Origin of the sequence: Pseudomonas sp. RC3H12 (genome assembly GCF_018596375.1) — a bacterium.
GTDB lineage: Bacteria > Pseudomonadota > Gammaproteobacteria > Pseudomonadales > Pseudomonadaceae > Aquipseudomonas.
The window spans coordinates 1,794,415-1,817,662 of sequence record NZ_CP075595.1 but is presented as its reverse complement, the minus strand read 5'-3'; the positions used below and the strand labels follow the sequence as shown (position 1 = coordinate 1,817,662).

Genomic DNA, 23,248 nt, shown 5'->3' with positions numbered 1-23,248 from the left:
GGAGGCACGATGACTGCATTCACCAAGATCCAGGACCGCATCAAGCGCAAGGGACTGCGAGACACCTGCCGTAGCGCCTTCCGGCATTACGTCTTCTATCATTGGGAATTGTTGTGGATGGAGCGCGACCTGGTCAGCCCGGTGCCGCCGCACCGGCTCAAGCCCTACGGCACCTTGCGGGTCGAGCACATCACCGTGCATAACGTGCGCGCCTTCGCCCGCCACTTCGGCGACCGCGTCGAGACCATGCGCGAGCTGGCCGCCGAAGGCCATACCGGGTTGATGTTCCTCAACGACGACAACGACGCCGTGGCATTCATCTGGGGCAGCAGTCGCCATTACCACGACCGTCACTACTACGGTTGCTGGTTCCCGGTCGGGCCGGGGGAGTTCTTCGAGTTCGGCGGCGAGCTGATCCGCAAATACTGGGGTACCGAGCTGTCGGTGGACCTGCAGCTGGAACTGTGGAAGGCCATGGCCGCCCAGGGCTGCACCAAGGTGGTGGACGTGTGCGAGCAGCACAATATTCCGGCGCTCAAGCTGCACCTGCGCATGGGTTATCAGGAACAAGGACGGATCATGAACGTGTACTGCCTGTTTGGCCGCTGGAAGTTCTTCCGCGAAAGCCGCTACACCGCCTCGCGACTCGAGCCGTTGCGCAAGCCGGAGGCTCCGGCCTCCTCGGCCACGGCGGGCTGACCCCCATGGGCCTGCAACTGAAATGGTGCGCCTCGCTGCGCGCCGGCGACTTTCCCGCCGCCGACTACGAGGCGCTGCGCAGGCGCCTGCCCGACAGCACGCCGTTCAACCACCTCGGCTGGCTGCGCGCCGCCGAGTCAGCCCTGCTGCCGGGCCAGCGGCTGCAGGTCCTGCTCGGCTACCAGGACGAACGCCTGTGCCTGTGCCTGCCGCTGATCCGTGCCCGCGAACCGTTCGGCCCGCTGTTCGCCCCGGTGGTGCGCCACCTGGGATACCCGCTGAGCGACCGCATCGCCCTGCTCATCGACCTGCCGGCGCTATATGCCGACCAGGTCCTGCAGGCCATACGCAAGCGGCTACCGCATGCCTTGCTGCAGTTGAGTGAAGTACCGGACAGCGCCGAGCACGATGGCTGGCTGCGCCAGTGGGCCGGCGCCAGCTCCACCTGGCAACAGCGCCTGACCTGCCGGGTGCCGGTGCACCGCATCAACGAACAGGACCGCCAGGAAGTCAGCGGCGACCCACGCTACAAGCTGCGCCGCGCGCGCAAACGCATCAAGGCCTGCGGTGCCAGCGTGCGCCGGGTCGTGGCCACTCCCGAGAACATGGGTGAACTGCTCGACGCCATCAGCGCCGTCGAAGCGACCAGCTGGAAAGGCGACGACGAGGTCGGCATCTTCTCCGGCCCCCAGCGTCGCCCATGGATGTACCAGGCCTTCACCGCCCTGGCCGGCGAAGGCCTGGTGTGCCTGGTGCTGCTGGAACTGGACGGGCGCTGCATCAGTTACCGCCTGGGCCTGCTGGAGCGCGGCCGGGTGTACGACTACAACCTGGCCTTCGTTCCTGAGTACCGCGACCTGGGCAGTGGCCGCGTGCTGCTGGAGGAATGGATTCACTGGGGCCTGGAGGAAGACTGGAAGTGGGTCGACGCTTCGCGGGTCAGCCTGGACAACTCCAGCCACCAGTTGCACGAGCGCATGACCGGCCAGGTCGAACAGTGGCGCCTGAGCAGCTACAGCTGGCGCCCCGACGGCGTGCTGCTGGGGCTGGCGCTACGCTGCTGGCACTGGTTCAAGCCACGCCTGCGCAGACGCTCGCCGCGCCAGGAAGCCGATGTTGTCGCCCCCACCCCGCCACAGGAGCGCCCGGATGCCATCCCAGGTCATAGTCAACGCTGACGATTTCGGCCTCAGCGCCCACACCAACGCAGTCATCCTGCATGCCTTCCAGGCCGGGCTGATCAGCTCGGCCACGGCCATGGCCAACATGCCGGCCTTCGCCACCGCCTGCATGCTGGCCCAGCAGCCGGCGCTCAAGGGACGGGTGGGGTTGCACTTCAACCTCACCTACGGCCGCCCGCTGAGCCCGGCGATCCTCGCCGAGCCGCGCTTCTGCACGCCCCATGGCGAGTTCGACCTGCGCCTGAAGCAACGCACCCTGCACCTGTCGCGGCGCGAGCGGGCCGCCGTGGAAGCGGAACTGGAGGCCCAGTGGAAACACTGCCTGGATCATGGCCTGATGCCAAGCCACCTGGACTCGCACCAGCACGTGCACAACATCTGGCCAGTGGGCGTCATCGTCGCCCGCTTCGCCCGCGTCCAAGGGGTGCCGATCCGCCTGGCACGCAATGTGGGGCACAATATCGGGCCGGCCAAGCGCATGTTCAAGAGCCTGCTCAACCGGCGCCTGCGCCAGCTCGCCGGAAGCACCGCCGACTTCGTCTGCACCCCGGCCGACCTCAAGGCCGGGTTGGCCCCCGCACACGGCGTGCTGGAGGTAGTCGCCCATCCCAGCGCGCTGGGCGGGCACGATTTCGGCGATGCCTACCTGGCCAGCGGCGAATCGCTGCTGGCGTTGGTCGAGCAGCGCCTGGGGCAGGTGCCACGGGTGGGGTATGCGAGCCTGGGCATCCAGGAGATGGGTTGAAAGCCCACCCGCTAGCGCCCCGGCGGCCGATGCCGGCGCTCGTGGTTGTCGGCCAGCCAGCCGCGCAGTGCCTCGGCCGGCATCGGCCGCCCGAGCAAAAAGCCCTGCCCCTGGTCGCAACCGGCGTGGCGCAGGAAATCGTACTGCTCCTGAGTCTCGATGCCTTCGGCGGTGATGCGAAACCCCAGGGCATGCCCGAGATCGATGATCGCCCTGGCGATGGCCACCGCGTCGTCGTCTGCGGGCAGGTCCTTGATGAAGGCCCGGTCAATCTTCAGGTGGTCGATCGGCAGCGCGCGCAGATAGGCCAGTGACGAATAACCGGTACCGAAGTCGTCCACCGCCGTGGCCACGCCCATGGCCTGCAATTGCGCCAGCACCGCGCAGGCTTGCTGCTGGCTTTCCATCAGCAGGCTCTCGGTGATCTCCACCTCCAGCAGGTTGGCCGGCAGGCCGTGGCGCTCCAGCGCCGAGGCGAGGCTGGTCACATAGTCGCTGCGCTCAATCTGCAGGGCCGCTACGTTGATCGCCAGCGGCCCAGGCAGGCCATCACTGGCGCGCCATTCGGCCAACTGGGCGCAGGCAAGTTCCAGCACCCGCTCGCCGAGCGGGATGATCAACCCGGTGCGCTCGGCCAGGGGGATGAACTCACCGGGCGAGATCAGGCCATGCTCCGGGTCGCGCCAGCGCAACAGCGCCTCGACGCCCTCCAGCTGCCCGCTGAACAGGTCAACCTTGGGCTGGTACCACAGCTCGAACTCGTTGTGCTCCAGCGCCCGGCGCAGATTGCGCTCCAGCTCCAGGCGCTGCTGCAGGCGCTCGGTCATGTCCGGGTGATAAGGCCGCCAGGCATCGCGGCCGGCCTCCTTGGCGGCGTACATGGCGGTGTCGGCATGGCGCAACAGGCTGTCGGCGTCCTCGCCATGCTGCGGGCACCAGGCCAGGCCAATGCTGCCAGTAACCAGGGCGGCGTTGCCATTAAGGTCGAATGGCCGCTGCAGGCAACGCAGCAAGGCGCGGACCTGCTGGCTCACCTGCCCCTGGGCGCCTTGCAGCATGAACACGAACTCGTCGCCGCCCAGGCGGCAGAGCCGGTCCTGACTGTCGAGCTCCTGCAGGAAGCGTGCGGTCGCCTGCTGCAGCAGCAGATCGCCCATCGGGTGCCCCAGGCTGTCATTGACCTGCTTGAAACCGTCGATGTCGAGCATCAGCACCGCCAGGCCATGGCCCTGTAAAATGGCAGTGCTCAGTTGCTGCTGGAACAGGATTCGGTTGGGCAACCCGGTGATGGTGTCGTAGTGGGCCAGGCGTTCGAGCTGGGCCTGGTAGCGCTGCAGCTCGCGATTGCGTTGCTCGAGCAGACGCTGCTTGCGATTGAGCTGCGCGACGAACAGGCTGAACACACCCGTGCAGCTCAAGGCGAACAGGAACAGCGGCGAGCCGAACAGGTCCAGCCCCGACCAGCCACCCCGTGGCGCGGCGACCAATTGCCAGAGGCCGCCCGGCACCTCCACGGTCATCTTCACCTGCGGCTCGTCGAACAGCCGTGGGTCGCCCCAGATCAGCGCGCCTTCGGCGCCCTTGCCATCGCCCCCACGCACGGCCAGCTCGAACTCGGTGTCCGGGCGCAGCCCCGCCGTATGCAGCAATCGGTCGATATCGGCAACGATCGACACATTGCCCCAGTAAAAACGCACGCCGCGGTTGCCAGTGACGAATACCGGCCGCCGGTAGATCAACGCCCGCCCGCCCTGATACAGCTGCAGCGGGCCGGCCAGCACCGGCTGGGCATGCTCGCGGGCCGAGCGCAGCAGGGGAAACTGCTCCGGCAACTGGCGGTAATCCAGCCCGATGAGCCGCTCGTTGCCGGCCAACGGGTAGACATCGCTGATCACATCATCCGGCGCCAGCGCGATATGGCGCATGTAGGGCACCGACTGCAAGGCATCGCGGGCCATGCCATGGAAGTGCGCGGGGCTGATGCCGCCGTCGGCACTGATCAGCTGGGCGATGCCTTCGGCCTCGCCGAACGCCGCGCCCAACTGCGCCTCCAGCGCACCACGCATCCCCGCCAGGTGGGCTGCCAGGTTGCCCAGTTGCTCACTGCGCTCGCGCTGCGCGTCGAGGTGACCCAGGGCCACCGAAAGGCCGATGCCCACCAGGGCAAGACCGACCGGCAACAGGCGGTTGAGCGTGTTCCGCAAGGTGCCGGATGGCAGATGCGTAGGTTCAGGAGAATGCTGGGGAATGGTCATAGGCAGGCGATGGCAGTCGATTTAGCAGTTATCGGCGTTGCGCGGCCAATATTGAGGCCTGTTTTCCCAGCCCGGGGGCCGGGATGCATATGCACCACCGTCGGTGCCATCGCGACTGCTCTGATGCGGGCTTTACGAGGAGCCAAACATGACATCGAATACCCCCAACCCGCACCAACATATCCTTGAGCGCCGCCTGCCGGCCTGGGCGCGGGAAGCCACGCCCGAACACTGGCAGCGGCTCCACGAAGGCATCATGCCGTCCCAGGGCCTGCCCGACAGCGAGGCGGCCTGGTTCGCCAATGCCGCGCCACACCTGCGCGAAGCAGTCAAGGCCAGCCAGGCTCGCCTGATGCGCAGCCAACGCACGCTGGCCAGGCACCTGCGCGGCCTGAAGAACATCAACGAATTCGCCGAACCCCTGCTCGCCGAGCGCCTGCGCAAGCAACACGGTTTGAGCACGCCGCTTCGCAGCACGTCACTGATTGTGGTCAAGCGGTTCTATACCTTCCAGGTCTACACCATCCATCACGAACACCGTAGCCTGCTGCAGGCCGCCCTGCAGAATTTCGCTGAAACCGTCACCTTCGATCGCGACAGCGCGCTCGCTCTGGAGGGCGACTGGCAGGTGAACGAGGGCCTGGTTACCGGCAAGACCACGCTCGGCGACAGCGAATCCGAAGTCGATATCGAGCTGCCCAGCGAGCAGATCCGGATCAAGCCACTGGCCCTGTCACCAGCAGCCTTTGCTACCACCTGCCATGAACTGGATATTGGCCAGCGTTACCAGGCCCATCTCGATGCCCTGTTCACGCTCCCGCTGGTTCGCCCGGCGGCGGTTCGCGTTCATAAGGCCAGCCTGCGCCTGGCGGCAGACCTGGCGCGGGTACGCAACCAGTTGGATGGTAAAGGCCGGGACGCGGTACAGGCGTTGCTCGACGATGGGAAGGCGCTGGCCTGCAGTCAGCTGAGCCTGTTCGGCATCACCCTGCACGAGGCGATCCTGATCGATACAGGTACAGCCGGCGTGCTCCTCTATCTGCCGGCTCAGGCCGACAGCCTGCGAGCCTTTGACGACCTCGATGCCTTGCACCGGCAACTACGTGCCGATCTGCAACAGGCCGCGTTTCGTCAAGGCTTCATGGACTACGTGCCGCGCGAGCAGCAAGGCACATTTGCCAGCCGGCTTCGCCAAAGCGCGTATGCCGACCTGCATGCGTGCGCCGTGCCGATCGACGGCAACCTGTACGATTTTCTCCACGCCGACCATGTGGCGCGTCTGCGACACGAAGCCCTGCAACTGGCAGTACCCAGCGCACAGGCCGACGAGCAGGCTCGCAAAGCACGCAAGGCTCTCTGGGACAAAGCAGGCCTCGACATGCTGATGATCGCCGGGATGTTCGTCCCGGCGCTGGGCACGATCATGACGGCAGTGATGGCGTATCAACTGCTCGATGAAGCCTACGAGGGCTACGAGGCCTGGCAGGTCGGCGACCGCGAAGAGGCCTTCGGCCACTTCAAATCGGTGGCGCTCAACCTGGCCGTCATCGGTGGTCTGCACCTGGCGGGCAAGGCGATCAGACATCTGGCGGGCAGCCCGTTGCTCGACGGCCTCGACCCGGTCACCCTCGATGACGGCAGCCAACGCCTGTGGCGACCCGACCTGACCGACTACCGCAGTGCGGTGGCGCTGCCGGAGGAACTCGAGGCCAATGCACAGGGGCAGTTCCTGCACCAGGGCCGCCACTTCATCCGCATGGATGGGCACCTCTACGAGCAGCGCCTGGATACGCGCCAGGCGCAATGGCGCATCGTGCACCCCGATGACAGCGCCGCTTTCCAGCCGCCACTTGAACATAATGGCGCAGGCGCCTGGCGCGGCAGCCATGAGCAACCCCGCGACTGGTCGCTGGCGACCTTGGTCCGGCGCCTGGACAGCCGCCTGCAACACATGCCGGATGTTGCGCTCGAAGGCGCGGCCAGGGCCAATGGCCTGGGTACCTCCACCCTGCGCCAGCTGCACCTGGCAAACAACCCGCCACCCGCCGCGCTGCGCGCGACACTCGAGCGCCTGCGCCTGGCGAAGGTCAGTGAAGGCGTCGAGCAAGCCGCACTGGAAGGACTGCACATGCCCCAGCTGGCCAACGGGCACAGCGAACGGCTGATCATCAATGCCATGGCCGATCTGCCGGGCTGGCCGAGCGAACTGCGTCTCGAGCTGCGCGCCGCATCCCCCCAGGGGCCGGTGCTGCTTGCCGCCGGAGCGGAAAATGCCGGTCGTACCTGCACCGTGCTCAAGTCGGCTGACGGCTACGAAGCCTACCTGGGCGAGCGACCGGTCGCGCTGCGCCAGGACAACGATCTGTGTCGGGCGATCTTGCAAGCGTTGTCCTCGGTTGATCGTCAGGCCCTTGGCCTGACTGCCAGCGGCGCCGATGAACTGCGCCAACGGATTCACGACTTGGTCGTGGCCGACCGCGCCATGGCCAGACGCCTGCTGGGCAGCCATTTGCCTGGATGGGGCAAGCGCGGTCGGTTACGCGGCGGCATGGAGGCGCCGGCGCCTGAGGCCCCCCGCATCGAAGTCGGCGCACTCTTTCGCCGCTACCGACAACTGTACCCTGAGACCGCGGACCATCAGGTCAACGAACAGTTGAGCCAGTGGCTCGAGGCCGGCCTGGATCCGGCACGGCAACTTGAGGATCTGGAACAGCAGTTGCTGGAGTTCCGCAGCCAGATACGCGCCTGGGCTGGCAATGACCCATCGCGCCATGCCGCCGCCCGACGATTGGTCAGCAACTGGCAGCGGATCTCGGAGTACTCGGCGGAGGAAGGACTTGACATTCACCAGATCAGCCTGACCGACCTGGCACTGACCAACGAAGACCTGGCGACCCTGGCGCTGCCAGATCGCTTCACTCATATCAAGCGAGTCGACCTGGGCGCAAACCCCGGCTTGAGCCACTTGCCTGCCGAGTTTCTCGAACGGTTTCCAGGGTTGCAACGCCTGCATCTGATGGGTTGCGGCTTCGAGCAGCTGCCAGCGGTTGCCGCTGCGCAAACCTTGGAATGCCTTGATATGCAAGGTAACAATCTGGTCTGGAGCGACGCGAATCAAGCCGCGCTAGATCGTCTCGACACGCTTCGAATGCTGGACCTGTCGCACAACCCGCTGGCCCGCAGCCCCGACCTCAACCGCCTGGGCGAACTGGATGTGCTCAACCTCAACAGTTGCGAACTCGTCGATTGGCCCAGCGGTATTCGTAGCGATGAAGACTGGCGACCCGCCGTCTTCGACTTGCGTGACAACCGCTTCGCCAGCTTGCCGCAGGACCTGCATCTATCGCGGGTGGCGGCCCAGAACCTGTGGCTGGAAAGCGCGGACCTCAGCGAGCGGGTCAACCAGCAGATCCAGGCCTATTACGTTCGGCACGGCATCGACTTGCTGGTCGCCGACGCCGACTACGAGGAAATGCTGGAGGACACCGATGCCGACGACTGGGCCATCTGGAACGCGCTGCCGCTGCAATATCGTCGCGAGCTGCGTGGACTGCAGGATCTGCCAGACTACGATCAAGCCCGGCTGTGGCGACGGCTGCGCACCTTTGCAGATCCGCGGGCCATGGATTATGGCCTGGCGATCGGCGCAATGAGACTGCTGGACGCCGAGGCGTTCCCGCCGCCTTTCGAAGAATGATCGGCAACGACGGCGCCGGGCTGGTAATTTCCCGAGGGTCGGCGCATGCTCGCACGCTGAAGCGTTTCATCATCCCGATTTGAGAGGTGCAGTACCCATGGACCGTCTGCTCGACTCGCTGTTCCCCGCCCTCGAGGACATCCCCGAAGCCTGGCGCCTCGGTTCGCCCCTGGAGCAACGCGACTATCTGGTCAACGGTGAACTGCGGCACTGGGACGGCCCCCTGGCCACCGTGCGCAGCCCGGTCTGGCTCAAGGAAGGCGACAGTGAGCGCCAGGTCATCCTCGGCAGTGCTCCCCTGCTCGACGCCGACACGGCGCTCACCGCGCTCGACGCGGCCGTGGCCGCCTACGACAAGGGCCGCGGCGCCTGGCCGAACATGCGCGTGGCCGAGCGTATCGGGCATGTCGAAACCTTCCTGGCGCGCATGCGCGAGCAGCGCACGGCGGTGGTCAAGCTGCTGATGTGGGAGATCGGCAAGAACCTCAAGGATTCGGAGAAGGAGTTCGACCGCACCTGCGACTACATCGTCGACACCATCGAGGCGCTCAAGGACCTCGACCGTCGCTCCAGCCGCTTCGAGCTCGAGCAGGGCACCCTTGGCCAGATCCGCCGCGCACCGCTGGGCGTTGCGCTGTGCATGGGCCCGTACAACTACCCGCTCAACGAAACCTTCACCACGCTGATCCCGGCGCTGATCATGGGCAACACCGTGGTGTTCAAGCCCGCCAAGTTCGGCGTGCTGCTGATCCGCCCATTGCTCGAAGCCTTCCGCGACAGCTTCCCGCCTGGGGTGATCAACGTCATCTACGGGCGCGGCCGCGAGACCGTCAGCGCGCTGATGGCCAGCGGCAAGGTCGACGTGTTCGCCTTCATCGGCACCCACAAGGCCGCCAGCGACCTGAAGAAGCTCCACCCACGCCCGCACCGCCTGCGCGCGGCGCTGGGCCTGGACGCCAAGAACCCCGGCATCGTCCTGCCCCAGGTCGACCTCGACAACGCCGTCGAAGAGGCCGTCACCGGCGCCCTGTCGTTCAACGGCCAGCGTTGCACCGCGTTGAAGATCCTGTTCGTCCACGAGGACGTGGTCGAGGCATTCCTCGACAAGTTCCAGCGCAAACTCGTCGCGCTCAAGCCCGGCATGCCCTGGGAGCCCGGCGTGGCGCTGACGCCGCTGCCCGAACCCGGCAAGCTTGACTACCTCGACGGCCTGGTGGCCGACGCCGCCGCCAAGGGTGCCCGGGTGCTCAACGAGGGCGGTGGGCAGAGCCGCGGCTCGTTCTTCTACCCTGCGCTGCTCTACCCGGTCAGCCAGGACATGCGCGTCTATCACGAGGAACAGTTCGGCCCACTGGTACCAGTGGTGCCCTATAGCGATCTGCAGAGCGTGATCGACTACGTGCTCGATTCCGACTACGGCCAACAGCTGAGCCTGTTCGGCAACGACCCGCAGACCATCGGTGCGCTGGTCGATACCTTCGCCAACCAGGTCGGCCGGATCAACCTCAACGCCCAGTGCCAGCGTGGGCCGGACACCTACCCGTTCAACGGCCGCAAGAACAGCGCCGAAGGGACCTTGTCGGTGCATGACGCATTGCGCGTGTTCTCCATCCGCACCTTGGTGGCGACCAAGTTCCAGGAAGCGAACAAGGCGTTGATCAGCGAAATCATCCGCAACCGGCAGTCGAGCTTCCTGACCACCGACTACATCTTCTGAAGCTGGCAAGCAAATGGGGCCGCATCGCGGCCCATTCGCTTTTTAGAGACAATCGATATAAGGCGACAGTCGATTTTCCGGCCGCGTAGACGACTCTAATCACCAAGGCGTTGCAACCCACCCCACGTGAAAGGAGATTACGCAAATGGCAGCCAAGCCCATCCCCGAAGGCCAGCACAGCCTTACCCCATATCTAGGCATCCAGGACGCCGCCAAGGCCATCGAGTTCTACAAGAACGCCTTCGGCGCCGTGGAAATGTTCCGCCTCGAAGGCCCTGACGGCAGCATCGGCCATGCCGAACTGAAAATCGGCGACTCCTCGCTGATGCTCGGCTCGCCCTGCGACATGGAGGGCGGCCTCAAGCCCAGCGAGACCATCGAGACACCGGCAGTCGGCCTGCACCTGTATGTCGAGGACTGCGACAAAGTCTATGCCCAGGCCCTGCGCGCCGGCGCGACAGCAATACGCGAAGTCCAAGACCAGTTCTACGGCGACCGCAGCGGCACCCTGAAGGATCCGTTCAACAACCTGTGGTTCGTCTCCACCCACAAGGAAGACCTCAGCCCCGAGGAAATCCGCGCCCGCGCCGCCAAACTGTTCGGCGGCCAGTGATCGGCAGGCTCCAGACCGCAAGCTTCAAGTTGAAAGCCGCCGCGCTTTGCCTGAAGCTTGAGGCTTGTAGCTTGGAGCTGCCCCTCAATGCGAATCATCGAAAAATCCGGCGCCCTGGTGCGCAGCCTGACCCCGGCAGAGGACGAACTGCTGGTGGGCTTCGCCCGCGGCACCCTCGCCGGCCCGCGCCTGTTGCAGGCCAACCAATGGCTGATGAAGATACGCAGCGCCAACCAATGGCTGGCCTGCGACTGCCGCAAGGATGCCCTGCCGGTGCTCAACGTGTCGTTGAACGGCAGCACCGGCACCCTGTTCCTGCGCAACAATCCAGAAACCCCCGAGCACACCCCCGGCTGCCCGTTCAGCAAGGATGAGCGCGAGGCCAGCGAGCGCGCCGAGGAAAGCGCCGCACCAGCGGCCTGGCTGGCACCGGATGCGCCACTGCGCCTGCTCGGTGACTATCGCCGCGCCAGTGACGGTGAAGCACCTGCAACGTCACGCGAGCCCGGCGAGCGCCGCGAGCAGCAGCGCCTGCTATCGCTGCTGCTGACCTGGATCGAGGCCAGCGGCCTGAATGTCTACGCCAGCCACCTGAAAAAAGACCTCACCGCGCAGTTCGCCGACCTGCGCACTGTCGCCAGCCGCTACCCGCTGCTGGAGCGGGTACCTGCCAGCAACTACCTGGAAACCCGCCTGGACATGAAGCACATGATGATGCTCAAGGCACGCCTGCGCGAGGCCACGGTGTTCGGCAACCACCGCCGGCATGGCCTGCTGCTCGACTGCGTGGACCAGGTCAAGGGGCGCAAGCTGTTCAACAACCGCAGCGAGGACGGCTTCGACTTCCAGGGCCACCATCAGTACTGGGGCGGCAATCGCGCCAACGGCCCGCTGCTGGCCCTGGCGCTGTACTCGCCGGCCACCGCCGGCAGCCATTTCTACGAACTGATCCACGTGGCCAGCGTACCGGTGCTGTCGCGCGGGCACCTGTTCCCGGTGTACCGCGACGAAGAGCGCGAGCCGCTCAAGGCACTGGTGTCGCTGATCGACTGGATGGCTGGCAAGGGCGTCAAGGTGCTGATGCGCCGCCCGGTGATCGGCGGCCAGGTGATGGATGAACTGGTGCTGACCTCTGACCAGGACCGGGTACTGTCGGTGTCGCTGCTGGAGCAACCGATCGGGCCGGAACCGGATGCGGAGAACTTCAAGCGCTACGCCGACTTCAAGAGCCTGGACACCTTCCGCAAGTATGTGGCCGGTTTTTTCATGCGCGAACGCTGATTTATAGATTCTCAGGAGCTTTGCGGTGTTCAGTTGTAGGTATGGGGTGTCTGTTAGACCGAGCGCCGCGCGCGGCGCTCGGTCTAACAGACGCACATCCCCTATCGGTGATCACCTAAAGGCTAGAACGCCGCCTTGAAGATCGCCTCGATCTCCACCTGGCTGGCCACCCGCGGATTGGTCAGCCCGCAGGCATCCTTCAACGCATTGGCTGCCAGCACCGGCACATCCTCGACCTTGGCCCCCAGTTCCGCCAGCCCGGCCGGGATGCCGATGGCCGCCGCCAGGTGCTCGATGGCCGAAATCGCAGCGCCGGCCCCCTGCTCAGCGTCCAGCGCGCATACCTTCACCCCCATGGCCTTGGCCACATCACGCAGCCGCGCGGCACTGACCTTGGCATTGAAACGCTGCACATGGGGCAGCAGCACCGCGTTGCACACGCCATGGGGCAAGTCGTAGAAGCCGCCCAACTGGTGGGCCATGGCATGCACATAACCCAGCGAGGCATTGTTGAACGCCATGCCCGCCAGGAACTGGGCGTAGGCCATGTTCTCCCGCGCCACCAGGTCACCACCATCGGCGACCGCCTGGCGCAGGTTGGCACTGACAAGACTGATGGCCTTGAGCGCGCAGGCATCGGTGATCGGCGTGGCGGCGGTGGACACATAGGCCTCGATGGCGTGGGTCAAGGCATCCATGCCCGTGGCCGCGGTGAGCCCCTTGGGCATGCCGACCATCAGCGCCGGATCGTTCACCGACAGGATCGGGGTGACGTTGCGGTCGACGATGGCCATTTTCACATGGCGCGCTTCGTCGGTAATGATACAGAAGCGGGTCATCTCGCTGGCGGTACCCGCCGTGGTGTTGATCGCGATCAGCGGCAGCTGCGGCTTGCTCGAACGGTCCACGCCCTCGTAGTCGCTGATATGCCCGCCGTTGGTGGCGCACAGCGCGATGCCCTTGGCGCAGTCGTGGGGCGAGCCACCGCCCAGGGAGATCACGCAGTCGCAGCCCTCGCGACGCAGCATCGCCAGGCCCGCCTCGACATTGGCGATGCTCGGGTTGGGCTTGGCGCCGTCGAACACCCGCGAATCGATGTCGCGCATGGCCAACATGCCGGCGATGCGCTCGGCCACGCCGGCCTTGGCCAGCCCGACGTCGGTGACGATCAGCGCCTTGCGCAGGCCGTAGCCGGCAATCGCCGCCATCGCCTCTTCCAGGCAGTCGATGCCCATGATGTTTACGGCGGGGATGAAGAACGTGCTGCTCATGGCCGGGGTCCTCTCAAGCTGACGGTAGGTTTTCAGCATCCGCCGGAATGGGCAGGTGGGCATTGATCCAGCGCAAGCCGGCCTACCCCATGAACAACCGATACGCCGGATTCTCCGTCTCGTCCCAGTACTGGTAGCCCATCTCGTCCAGTGCCCGTGGCAACCCGGCCAACTCGTCCTCGGGCACCTCCAGCCCGGCGAACACCCGTGCCTGTGCCGCGCCATGGTTGCGGTAGTGGAACAGGCTGATGTTCCAGCGCTTGCCCAGGCGCTCGAGGAAGCCCAGCAATGCCCCCGGGCGCTCGGGGAACTCGAAGCGCAGCACGCGCTCACCGGCGCCGGGTGCCGCGTGGCCGCCGACGGTATGGCGCACGTGCAGCTTGGCCAGTTCGTTGTCGGTCAGGTCGAGCACCTGGTAGCCCTGTTCGCCCAGGCTGGCCAGCAACTGTTGCCGTGGGTCCTGCTGCGGGTGGGTCTGCACGCCGACGAACAGGCGTGCCTCCTTGCCTGGGTAGTAGCGGTAGTTGAACTCGGTGATCTGGCGCTTGCCCAAGGCCAGGCAGAACGCGCGGAAACTGCCGGGGCGCTCGGGGATGGTCACGGCGATGATCGCCTCGCGCTGCTCGCCCAGCTCGGCGCGCTCGGCCACGTGGCGCAGGCGGTCGAAGTTGACGTTGGCGCCCGAGTCGATGGCCACCAGGGTCTGCCCTTGCAGCCCTTCACGGGCCACGTAGCGCTTGATGCCGGCCACCGCCAGGGCCCCGGAAGGCTCGGTGATCGAGCGGGTGTCATCGTAGATGTCCTTGATCGCGGCGCACAGTTCGTCGCTGCCGACCGTCACCACCTCGTCGACGAAGTGGCGGCACAGCTCGAAGCAGTGCGCCCCCACCTGCGCCACCGCCACTCCGTCGGCGAAGGTACCGACCTGCGGCAGGATCACCCGCTCACCTGCGGCCAGGGCGGCCTGCAGGCAGTTGGAGTCCTGCGGTTCGACGCCGATCACCTTGACCTCCGGGCGCAGGTACTTGACATAGGCGGCGATCCCGGCGACCAGGCCACCGCCGCCGACGGGGACGAAGATCGCATGCAACGGGCCTGGGTGCTGGCGCAGGATCTCCATGGCCACGGTCCCCTGCCCGGCGATGACGTCGGGGTCATCGAACGGCGGTACGAAGGTGGCGCCGTCACGGTCGGCCAGGTGCAGGGCATGGGCCAGGGCATGGGGGAAGCTCTCGCCGTGCAACACCACATGGCCGCCCCGTGAGCGCACGCCCTCGACCTTGAGGGAGGGGGTGGTGGTCGGCATGACGATGGTGGCCTTGATGCCCAGGTGCGCCCCGGCCAGGGCCACACCCTGGGCATGGTTGCCAGCCGAAGCGGTGATCACGCCGCGGGCGCGCTGGGCAGGCGTCAGGCGCGACAGACGGGTGTAGGCGCCGCGGATCTTGAAGGAGAACGTCGGTTGCAGGTCTTCGCGCTTGAGCAGGACCTGGTTGCCCAGGCTGGCCGACAGGGCCGGCGCCGCTTGCAAGGGGGTTTCGATGGCCAGGTCGTACACCGGCGCCGAGAGAATCCGGCGCACCTGCTCGGACAGCAGTTGTTGGGGGGTTGCCGGGGGACGAGGGGTGGCGCTGAGGCTGGTCATCGATGACTCCTGGTTTCTTTGTCGTGCCCAGGAGTCAGAGAGAAGAAACCCGCCTCCAGGGCGGGTTCAGTGCATGTGTGCGCTAGCCCGCCAATCTGATAATGGCGGTAATAATGCTGAGGGCGCTGTACTGCGGGAATAGGTTCATGGGCTGGGAAACTAGCGTGCGGCGCAAGAAAAAGTCAAGGCTTGGCGCTACCGCCCTTGTCGACGCCCACGAAGTCCCCTGCCCTGTCGCAGATGATACCCAACCGCAGATACGACGAAAAACCGCACAATTGAAAGTCATTCGCCATTAACTCGTTCTCGGAATCCCCCGCCCGGGGGTAGAATGCCGCAAAACCGGGAGCCGCGATGAATCAGGACCGCCACATTCCAAGCGAAGACGATGCAATCACCGATGCCGCCGCGCATTGGTGCATGCGCCTGCACGCCGACGATTGCACGGCGGCCGAGCGTGAGGCGTTCGGCCAATGGTTGGCTGCCGACCCGCGGCATGCCGAGGAATACCAGGCGATGCTGGAAATCTGGGACACCGCCGACCTGCTGCCGCGCACCGCCCAGGTAATCCCGCTGCCCGTGCGGCGCCCGGCGGCGACGCGCCACTGGCGCCCGTTCGCCTCCGCCGCGGCCATCACCCTGCTCGCCCTGCCGCTGGCAGGCTGGCTCGGCTGGGAACAGGGCTGGCTGCCCAACGGCTACCAGCATTTCGAAGCCACCGACCACCTGCGTCAGGTACGCCTGGGCGACGGCAGCAGCGTCGAGCTGAACCTCAACAGCGAGCTGCGCTTCCTGAACTTCAAGGATGAGCGCCGGGTCACCCTGATCCAGGGCGAGGCGTTCTTCAAGGTCGCCCACGACAGCAGCCACCCGTTCATCGTCCACGCCGCCAACGGCCAGACCCGGGTCACCGGCACCCAGTTCAACGTGTGGAAGTACAAGGACCAGGTCAAGGTGACGCTGGTGGAAGGTTCGGTGCTGGTCAGCAGCGGCGGCGGCTCCGGCGGCTATCGCCTTGGCCCGGGCATGCAGGCCAGCTACCACAAGGGCGATTTCGAACCCGAACTGAACCAGAGCGACGACTACGCCAACAGCCTGGCCTGGCGCAGCGGCAGGCTGGTGCTGGACAACCTCAGCCTCGGCCAGGCGCTGCCGGTGATCAACCGTTACCTGGACAAACCGCTCATCCTGGCCGACGACAGCACCGCCAACATTCGCATCAGTGGCATCTACAGCACCCGCGAGGTCGAACGCCTGGTAGACACGCTGCCCAAGGTGCTGCCGGTATACCTGACCCGCAGCAAGGACGGCAGCACCGTCCTCAACCGTATCGTGCCGGCGCCGACCCGCGGCTGATCAGAGGCGGCCTGTGCTCTCCTGGGGCGCGTGGGAGCGATGCGTCATATGGCACCGGCTGCGCCGGTGATCGCGGGGCTAGCCCGCTCCCGCGCTGGCCCCTCGGAATCAGAGCGTCATCGCCGCCAACCAGCCAAACGCCAGCAGCGGCAGGTTGTAGTGGAGGAACGTCGGCACCACGGTGTCCCAGATATGGTGGTGCTGGCCATCCACGTTCAGCCCGGAGGTCGGCCCCAGGGTCGAGTCCGAAGCCGGCGAACCGGCATCACCTAGTGCACCGGCAGTACCGACGATGCACACGGTGGCCAGCGGATCGAAGCCCAGTTGCACGCACAGCGGCACGAAGATCGCCGCCAGGATCGGCACGGTGGAAAACGACGAGCCGATGCCCATGGTCACCAGCAGCCCCACCAGCAGCATCAGCAAGGCACCAATGCCCTTGCTGTGGTCGATCCACTGCGCCGAGGTCTCAACCAGGCTCTTCACCTCGCCGGTGGCCTTCATCACTTCGGCGAAGCCAGAGGCAGCGATCATTATGAAGCCGATCATCGCCATCATCTTCATGCCTTCGGTGAACAGGTCGTCGGTGTCCTTCCAGCGCACGATGCCCGACAGCGAGAAGATCAGGAAACCGACCATCGCGCCGATGATCATCGAGTCCAGCCACAGCTGGATGATGAACGCCGCGGCGATCGCCACCCCGGCCACCAGCAGGGTCACCGGGTTGTACTGCACGCTGACCTGCTCGACCTGCTCGATCCGCGCCAGGTCGTAATCACGTTTCTTGCGGTAGCTGAAGCACACCGCCAGCAACAGGCCGGCGAGCATGCCCGCGGCGGGAATGGCCATGGCGTGGGTGACATTGACCCCGCTCACGTCGACACCGGCGCGGGCGACGTTGGCCAGCAGGATCTCGTTGAGGAAGATGTTGCCGAAACCGACCGGCAGGAACATGTAAGGGGTGATCAGGCCGAAGGTGATCACGCAGGCAATCAGCCGGCGGTCGATGCGCAGGCGGGTCAGCACGTACAGCAGCGGCGGCACCAGCAACGGGATGAAGGCGATGTGGATCGGCAGGATGTTCTGCGACGACACCGCCACCACCAGCATCAGGCCGATCAGCAGCCACTTGATCTTGCCACCGTCGGCATGGCCCTGGCGATCGATCATCGCCAGCGCCCGATCGGCCAGGGCATGGGCCAGGCCCGACTTGGCGATGGCCACCGCGAAGGCGCCGAGCAACGCATACGACAACGCCACCGTGGCACCGCCACCCAGGCCACCATTGAAGGCCTTGAGCGTGCCCTCGATACCCAGCCCACCGACCAGGCCTCCGGCCAGGGCGCCGATGATCAGGGCGATGACCACATGCACACGGGACAGGCTCAGGATCAGCATGAGCCCGACCGCGGCAATCACTGCATTCATGGTGTGCAAACCTCGTTACGACAGACAAAAAGCGGGCATTCCGGCGACAGACTGCGCGCAGGCAGTGGCCGGACCAGGGGATGTTGTTATGAAGGGCGCACACTCTGAAGCACAGACCGGCAGAAGTCAAAAGCGTCTGCGCCGCGGCCCTTTGTAGGGAATAGACGAAAGTCGCAGGGTTTAATTGAACGTTTGAATAAAGAAAAATCCGAGCAGGCCGACACAGTCGGCAGCATCAAACCTATTACAAGGGATTTTCCCCATGCCTTTGCTGCGACAACTCTCCATCCAATGGAAGATCACCCTGCTGGCGGGCCTGTGCCTGGCGGCAATCGTCACCCTGCTCGTCGGCCTTTCGCTGTACCGCATGGACCACAGTTCGGACCTGGTGAAAGCCAGCAGCATGCGCATGCTCTCCGACTCGGCCCAGTCGCGCATCGAGTCCCAGGGCGAGGTCCAGGCCCTGAACATCCGTCGTCAGTTCATGGACGCCTACCAGTACGGCGCCGGTTTCGCCCGCCAGGTGCTGTTCCTGCGTGAGCAGGCGGAAAAGCGCTTCCTCGACGCCTACGACCTGCGCCAGGACATGACTGCCCAGGTGCGTGCCGCGCTGCAGGCCAACCCCGACCTGCTCGGCCTGTCGCTGGTGTTCGAACCGGGCGCGCTGGATGGCAAGGACAAGCTGTTCGCCGGCCAGGGCGAATTGGGCAGCAACGAGACCGGGCGCTTCGCCCTGTACTGGTCGCAGCCGCGGGTCGGCCAGCTGACCTCGATGGCGCTGCCCGAGCACGACATGGCCAACACCGAGATCGGCCCCAGTGGCCAGCCGGCCAACACCTGGTGGGTGTGCCCGCGCAGCACCGGCACCGTGTGCGTGGTCGAGCCGTACTTCTATGACATCGACGGCCAGCAGGTGCTGATGACCAGCATCGTCTTCCCGCTCAAGGCCGCAGACAAGGTCATCGCCACCCTGTCCATCGACATCAACCTCAACAGTTTGCAGGCTTTGAGCCAGACCGCCAGCCGCAGCCTTTACGAAGGCCAGACCACCGTCGGCATCCTCAGCCCCGTGGGCCTGCTGGCCGGTTACAGCGCCGATGCCGGCAAGCTGGCCCAGCGCTTCGACCAGGTCGACCGGACCCAGGGCGCGGAACTGGTGCGCAAGCTTGCCGAAGGCAAATTGCAGATCCTCCACGATCAGCAGCGCCTGAAAGTACTGGCCGCCTTCGAGCCGATCCCCGGCGGCAAGCCCTGGGGCGTGCTGCTGGATGTGCCGGAAAGTGCCCTGACCGGGCCGGCCGAGGCGCTCAAGGTAGAACTCGACGCCCTCAACAACAGCGGCACCCTGCTCGAACTGGGCCTGGGCCTGGCCGCCGCCATCGCCGGCCTGCTGCTGGTGTGGCTGATGGCCCGCGGCGTGACCCGGCCGATCCTTGGCGTGGCCGCCATGCTCAAGGACATCGCCAGCGGCGAAGGCGACCTGACCCGCCGCCTGCAATACGACAAGCAGGATGAACTGGGCGAGCTGGCCGGCTGGTTCAACCGCTTCCTCGACAAGCTGCAGCCGACCATCGCCGAGGTCAAGCGCTCGGTCCAGGCCGCCCGCGGCACCGCCGACCAGTCCGCGGCCATCGCCGCCGAGACCAGCGCCGGCATGGAGCAGCAGTACCGCCAGGTCGACCAGGTGGCCACCGCTTCCCACGAAATGAGCGCCACTGCCCAGGATGTCGCCCGCAGCTCGGCCCAGGCCGCCCAGGCCGCGCGTGAAGCCGACCAGGCCACCCGCGAAGGCTTGGCGGTGATCGACCGCACCACCACCAGCATCGACACCCTGGCCGCCGACATGAGCGGCGCCATGGCCCAGGTCGAAGGTCTGGCGCGCAACAGCGAGAAGATCGGTTCGGTGCTCGAGGTCATCCGCTCGATCGCCGAGCAGACCAACCTGCTGGCGCTCAACGCCGCGATCGAGGCGGCCCGTGCCGGCGAGGCTGGCCGCGGCTTCGCCGTGGTCGCCGACGAAGTGCGCAACCTGGCGCGCCGTACCCAGGAGTCGGTGGAGGAAACCCGCCAGGTGATCGAGGCCCTGCAGGCCGGCACCCAGGAAGTGGTCGGCGCCATGGACAGCAGCCATCGCCAGGCCCAGGGCGGCGTGGAGCAGGTCGGCCAGGCCGTCACCGCGCTGCAGCGCATCGGCCAGGCGGTGACCGTGATCACCGACATGAACCTGCAGATCGCCAGCGCCGCCGAAGAGCAGAGCGCGGTGGCCGAAGAGATCAACAGCAACGTCGCCACCATCCGTGACGTGACCGAGTCGCTGAGCGGCCAGGCCAACGAATCGGCGCGGGTCAGCCAGTCGCTCAACAGCCTGGCCAACCAGCAGCAGGGGTTGATGGATCAGTTCCGCGTTTAACTGCCAAACGCCGGGGCCGCTTGCAGGTGGTCTCGGCTGAAAAGCCTCGTCGTCTACACTTTTGCCGGAACCCACGGACCGGCACCGACGAGGCCCCGATGAAGAAAGTTCCTACCCTGCTGGCCAGCCTGCTCCTTGCCTTCGGCCTGGCCAGCACCGACTCCGCCGCTGCGGCCAAGAAACCCATCCACTTCGGCGCCATCGGCTGGGAAAGCGGTGCCCTCACCACCGAAATCCTGCGCCTGATCGTCGAACGCGGTTACGGCTACCCCACCGACACCCTCCCCGGCAGCACCGTCAGCATGGAAGTGGCCCTGGCGCGCAACGATCTGCAAGTGATCGCCGAGGAATGGGCCGGGCGCAGCCCCGCCTGGGTCAAGGCCGAGCAGGCCGGCCAGGTGTTCGCCCTGGGCGACACGGTGAAGAACGCGGAGGAAGGCTGGTGGGTACCGGCCTACATCATAAAGGGCGACCCGGCACGCAACCTCGAACCCCTTGCGCCGGACCTGCGCAGCGTCGACGACCTCAAGCGCTACCCCCAGGTATTCGACGACCCCGAGGCGCCCGGCAAGGGCCGCTTCCTCAACAGCCCCAGCGGCTGGACTTCCGAGACCGTCAACAGCCAGAAGCTCAAGGCCTATGGCCTGGACGGGCTGTACAACAACTTCCGCAGCGGCACCGGCGCGGCCCTCGACGCCGAGATCGCCGCCAAGATCAAGCTCGGCAAGCCCGTGCTGTTCTACTACTGGAGCCCTACTCCGCTGATGGGCCGCTACGACCTGGTACGCCTCGAAGAGCCCCCGTTCGATGCAGCCGCCTGGGCCACCCTCACAGATCCCGCCAATCCCGCTCCCAAAGGCAGCCGTTCGTTGCCAGCCAAGCTCTCGATCGGGGTATCGAAAGCGTTTCGTGACGCCTACCCGGAACTGGTCGCCGTATTCGAGAAAGTCGACCTGCCCATCGACACCCTGAACAAGGCACTCGCCGACATGAGCGAAACCCGGCAGAAACCCCGCGACGCGGCAATCGCCTTCCTGCGTGCAAACCCTGCGGTGTGGAAGGCCTGGCTGCCCGCCGAAAACGCCGCCAAGGTCGAGGCCGGCCTGTGAGCGGTGGTTTTCCCGAAGCCCTGCAATTTTCTTTCGCCGCCTGGGTCAACCGCCTGGTCGACTGGCTGGTCCTGCACTATGGCGACCATCTGCGCACCGTCTCCGACCAGTTGCTGCAACTGCTGCTAGGCCTGGAAAACCTGCTCCGCCTGCTGCCCTGGTGGCTGCTGCTGGTGCTGGTCGGCCTGCTGGCCTGGCATGCCAGCCGCAGCCTGGCCCGGGCGTTGATGCTGCCACTGCTGCTGGCACTGATTGGCATGCTCGGGTTGTGGGACAAGCTGCTGCAGACCCTCGCCCTGGTGCTGGTCAGCACCGGCCTGTGCGTGCTGATCGGGGTGCCGCTGGGCATCCTGCTGGCCACCCGGCCCCTGGCCCGGCGCCTGATCCTGCCGGTGCTCGACGTGATGCAGACCCTGCCGGCCTTCGTCTACCTGATCCCGGTGCTGATGCTGTTCGGCCTGGGCAAGGTGCCGGCAGTGTTCGCCACGCTGATCTACGCCCTGCCGCCGCTGGTGCGCCTGACCGAGCTGGGCCTTTCGCAGATCGACCCGTCGCTGCTGCAGGCCGCCCACGGCCTGGGCGCCAGCCGCTGGCAACAGCTGCGGCGTATCGCCCTGCCGCTGGCCCTGCCAAGCATCATGGCCGGGCTCAACCAGTCGGTGATGATGGCCCTGTCGATGGTGGTGGTAGCCTCGATGATCGGCGCCCGCGGGCTGGGCGAGGACGTGCTGGCCGGTATCCAGACCCTCAACGTCGGCCAAGGCGTCGAGGCGGGCCTGGCGATCGTCGCGCTGGCGATGGTGATCGACCGCATCAGCCAGGCATACGGACGCCCCGGGCGTTGAGGCGCGCATTCGCGTATCGTACCTTGCGCCCTCGACAGGGTAAGCCTGCCACGTCACGAACCGGAGCCCCGCGTGTCCCTCAAAGCCCTGCGCACCCTGGTCACCATCGCCCGCCATGGCACCTTCGCCCGCGCCGCCGACCTGCTGAGCTTGACGCCCTCGGCGGTGAGCCTGCACATCAAGACCCTGGAAGACGAGCTGCAGGTCGCCCTGTTCGACCGCAGCCGCCGCCAGGTAATGCTGACCGAGGCCGGGCAGCTGGCGGTGGCCCGCGCCGAAGGCATCCTGGCTGCCTACGACGAACTGGCCGACACCCTGGCCAGCGGCCCGAGCCTGCGCGGTCGCCTGCGTATCGGGGCGATCCACACCGTACTCGCCCGGCGCCTGCCCAGGGCACTGGTGTGGATCAAGGCGCACCACCCCGAGCTGCATGTCAGCGTGGTGTCGGGCATGTCTGCGGAACTCGCCCGGCGGGTCGAAGATGGCGAGCTGGACGCGGCGATCACTACCGAGCCGGTCAGCCCCTACCCGCAAAGCCTGCAGTACACGCCGCTGTTCGAGGACCGATTCTGGGCCATCGCCAGCCCGGATCTGGCAGGCCAGAGCTTGTCTGCGCTGCTCGCCAGCCAGCCGTTCCTGCGCTTCGACAAACGCGCCTGGGCCGGCCGCCAGATCGAACAGGAACTGCGCCGTCAGCGCCTGCAGGTCAACGAGCAGATGGAGCTGGACAGCCAGGAGGCCCTGGCGCGCATGGCGGCCATGGGGCTCGGGGTGGCGGTCATCCCCATGAGCGATGACGACCTGGAACGGCTGCCCGCTGCCACCGTGCTGCCCTTCGGTGAACCGCAGCTGACCCGGCGCATGGTGCTGCTGGAACATGAAAAGAGCCAGCGGCGGCACCTGAGCGCGGTGTTGAAGACCGCGCTCGAGGCTTGAACACTGGCGAAAGCGCTACGCAGCGGTGTAGACAATGCATTTTTTCTCAACGGTCACTCA

The 23,248-nt window shown here is 66.1% G+C and carries 16 protein-coding genes and 1 pseudogene; 13 read left to right on the top strand and 4 right to left on the bottom strand.

Going from position 1 to position 23,248, the window contains the following annotated elements:
* Nucleotides 1-9: 9 nt before the first annotated feature.
* Genes KHO27_RS08320 through KHO27_RS08310 form a run of 3 tightly spaced genes read left to right on the top strand, consistent with a single transcriptional unit; the run spans nt 10 to nt 2,625 of the window.
* Entirely contained in the window at nt 10-699 is a 690-nt protein-coding gene (locus tag KHO27_RS08320) for a GNAT family N-acetyltransferase (RefSeq protein ID WP_110699338.1), read from the top strand.
* 5 nt (nt 700-704) lie between these two features.
* Nucleotides 705-1,877: a GNAT family N-acetyltransferase gene (locus KHO27_RS08315; protein ID WP_102682293.1), complete on the top strand. Its 1,173-nt coding sequence runs from the start codon at nt 705-707 to the stop codon at nt 1,875-1,877.
* Complete coding sequence (locus KHO27_RS08310) at nt 1,849-2,625, top strand: ChbG/HpnK family deacetylase (protein WP_110699727.1); 777 nt, start codon at nt 1,849-1,851, stop codon at nt 2,623-2,625. Before KHO27_RS08315 ends, KHO27_RS08310 begins: the two co-directional genes overlap by 29 nt.
* Nucleotides 2,626-2,636: 11 nt before the next feature.
* On the opposite strand, the gene KHO27_RS08305 is transcribed toward KHO27_RS08310, so the two are convergent.
* The gene (locus KHO27_RS08305; protein WP_250888427.1) at nt 2,637-4,880 is read right to left on the bottom strand and encodes a putative bifunctional diguanylate cyclase/phosphodiesterase; all 2,244 of its coding nucleotides are present in this window, start codon (nt 4,878-4,880) and stop codon (nt 2,637-2,639) included.
* 148 nt (nt 4,881-5,028) lie between these two features.
* Between KHO27_RS08305 and KHO27_RS08300 the strand changes: the two genes are divergently transcribed.
* The 4 genes from KHO27_RS08300 to KHO27_RS08285 all read left to right on the top strand — a co-directional run bounded on the left by KHO27_RS08300 (nt 5,029) and on the right by KHO27_RS08285 (nt 12,188).
* Nucleotides 5,029-8,577: a dermonecrotic toxin domain-containing protein gene (locus tag KHO27_RS08300; RefSeq protein ID WP_214501594.1), complete on the top strand. Its 3,549-nt coding sequence runs from the start codon at nt 5,029-5,031 to the stop codon at nt 8,575-8,577.
* A gap of 97 nt (nt 8,578-8,674) precedes the next feature.
* Nucleotides 8,675-10,294, top strand: a complete 1,620-nt coding sequence (locus KHO27_RS08295) for an NADP-dependent glyceraldehyde-3-phosphate dehydrogenase (RefSeq protein WP_214501593.1) — start codon at nt 8,675-8,677, stop codon at nt 10,292-10,294.
* A 145-nt stretch (nt 10,295-10,439) separates the two neighbouring features.
* Nucleotides 10,440-10,907, top strand: coding sequence for a VOC family protein (locus KHO27_RS08290; protein ID WP_214501592.1), 468 nt, complete (start codon nt 10,440-10,442; stop codon nt 10,905-10,907).
* Between the two features lie 87 nt (nt 10,908-10,994).
* The gene (locus KHO27_RS08285) at nt 10,995-12,188 is read left to right on the top strand and encodes a DUF8534 domain-containing protein (RefSeq protein ID WP_214501591.1); all 1,194 of its coding nucleotides are present in this window, start codon (nt 10,995-10,997) and stop codon (nt 12,186-12,188) included.
* A gap of 122 nt (nt 12,189-12,310) precedes the next feature.
* Here the strand turns inward: KHO27_RS08285 and yiaY are convergent, their stop codons facing one another.
* Nucleotides 12,311-13,459 (bottom strand): L-threonine dehydrogenase, encoded by a 1,149-nt coding sequence (yiaY, locus tag KHO27_RS08280; protein WP_110699348.1) that lies wholly within the window; start codon nt 13,457-13,459, stop codon nt 12,311-12,313.
* An 82-nt stretch (nt 13,460-13,541) separates the two neighbouring features.
* Nucleotides 13,542-15,104, bottom strand: a complete 1,563-nt coding sequence (gene ilvA, locus KHO27_RS08275) for a threonine ammonia-lyase, biosynthetic (RefSeq protein WP_214501590.1) — start codon at nt 15,102-15,104, stop codon at nt 13,542-13,544.
* Nucleotides 15,105-15,458: 354 nt separating this feature from the next.
* Here ilvA and KHO27_RS08270 point away from each other — a divergent pair, with 354 nt between their 5' ends.
* Nucleotides 15,459-16,460: a FecR family protein gene (locus tag KHO27_RS08270; RefSeq protein WP_110699352.1), complete on the top strand. Its 1,002-nt coding sequence runs from the start codon at nt 15,459-15,461 to the stop codon at nt 16,458-16,460.
* A gap of 108 nt (nt 16,461-16,568) precedes the next feature.
* On the opposite strand, the gene KHO27_RS08265 is transcribed toward KHO27_RS08270, so the two are convergent.
* Nucleotides 16,569-17,888, bottom strand: a complete 1,320-nt coding sequence (locus KHO27_RS08265) for a Na+/H+ antiporter family protein (RefSeq protein ID WP_102682302.1) — start codon at nt 17,886-17,888, stop codon at nt 16,569-16,571.
* Nucleotides 17,889-18,150: 262 nt separating this feature from the next.
* On the opposite strand from KHO27_RS08265, the pseudogene KHO27_RS26535 reads away from it, so the two are divergent.
* From KHO27_RS26535 to KHO27_RS08245, 5 genes and pseudogenes are all read left to right on the top strand, one after another.
* Nucleotides 18,151-19,440: pseudogene (locus KHO27_RS26535) on the top strand (methyl-accepting chemotaxis protein); the annotation flags it as partial.
* Between the two features lie 102 nt (nt 19,441-19,542).
* The gene (locus KHO27_RS26530; RefSeq protein WP_502937650.1) at nt 19,543-20,298 is read left to right on the top strand and encodes a methyl-accepting chemotaxis protein; all 756 of its coding nucleotides are present in this window, start codon (nt 19,543-19,545) and stop codon (nt 20,296-20,298) included.
* Between the two features lie 98 nt (nt 20,299-20,396).
* A complete protein-coding gene (locus KHO27_RS08255; protein WP_214501588.1) occupies nt 20,397-21,407 on the top strand; it encodes an ABC transporter substrate-binding protein in 1,011 nt (336 codons plus the stop codon).
* A complete protein-coding gene (locus KHO27_RS08250; RefSeq protein WP_110699358.1) occupies nt 21,404-22,252 on the top strand; it encodes an ABC transporter permease in 849 nt (282 codons plus the stop codon). Before KHO27_RS08255 ends, KHO27_RS08250 begins: the two co-directional genes overlap by 4 nt.
* Nucleotides 22,253-22,324: 72 nt before the next feature.
* Complete coding sequence (locus tag KHO27_RS08245; protein WP_094011215.1) at nt 22,325-23,188, top strand: LysR family transcriptional regulator; 864 nt, start codon at nt 22,325-22,327, stop codon at nt 23,186-23,188.
* The last annotated feature ends 60 nt before the right edge of the window (nt 23,189-23,248 follow it).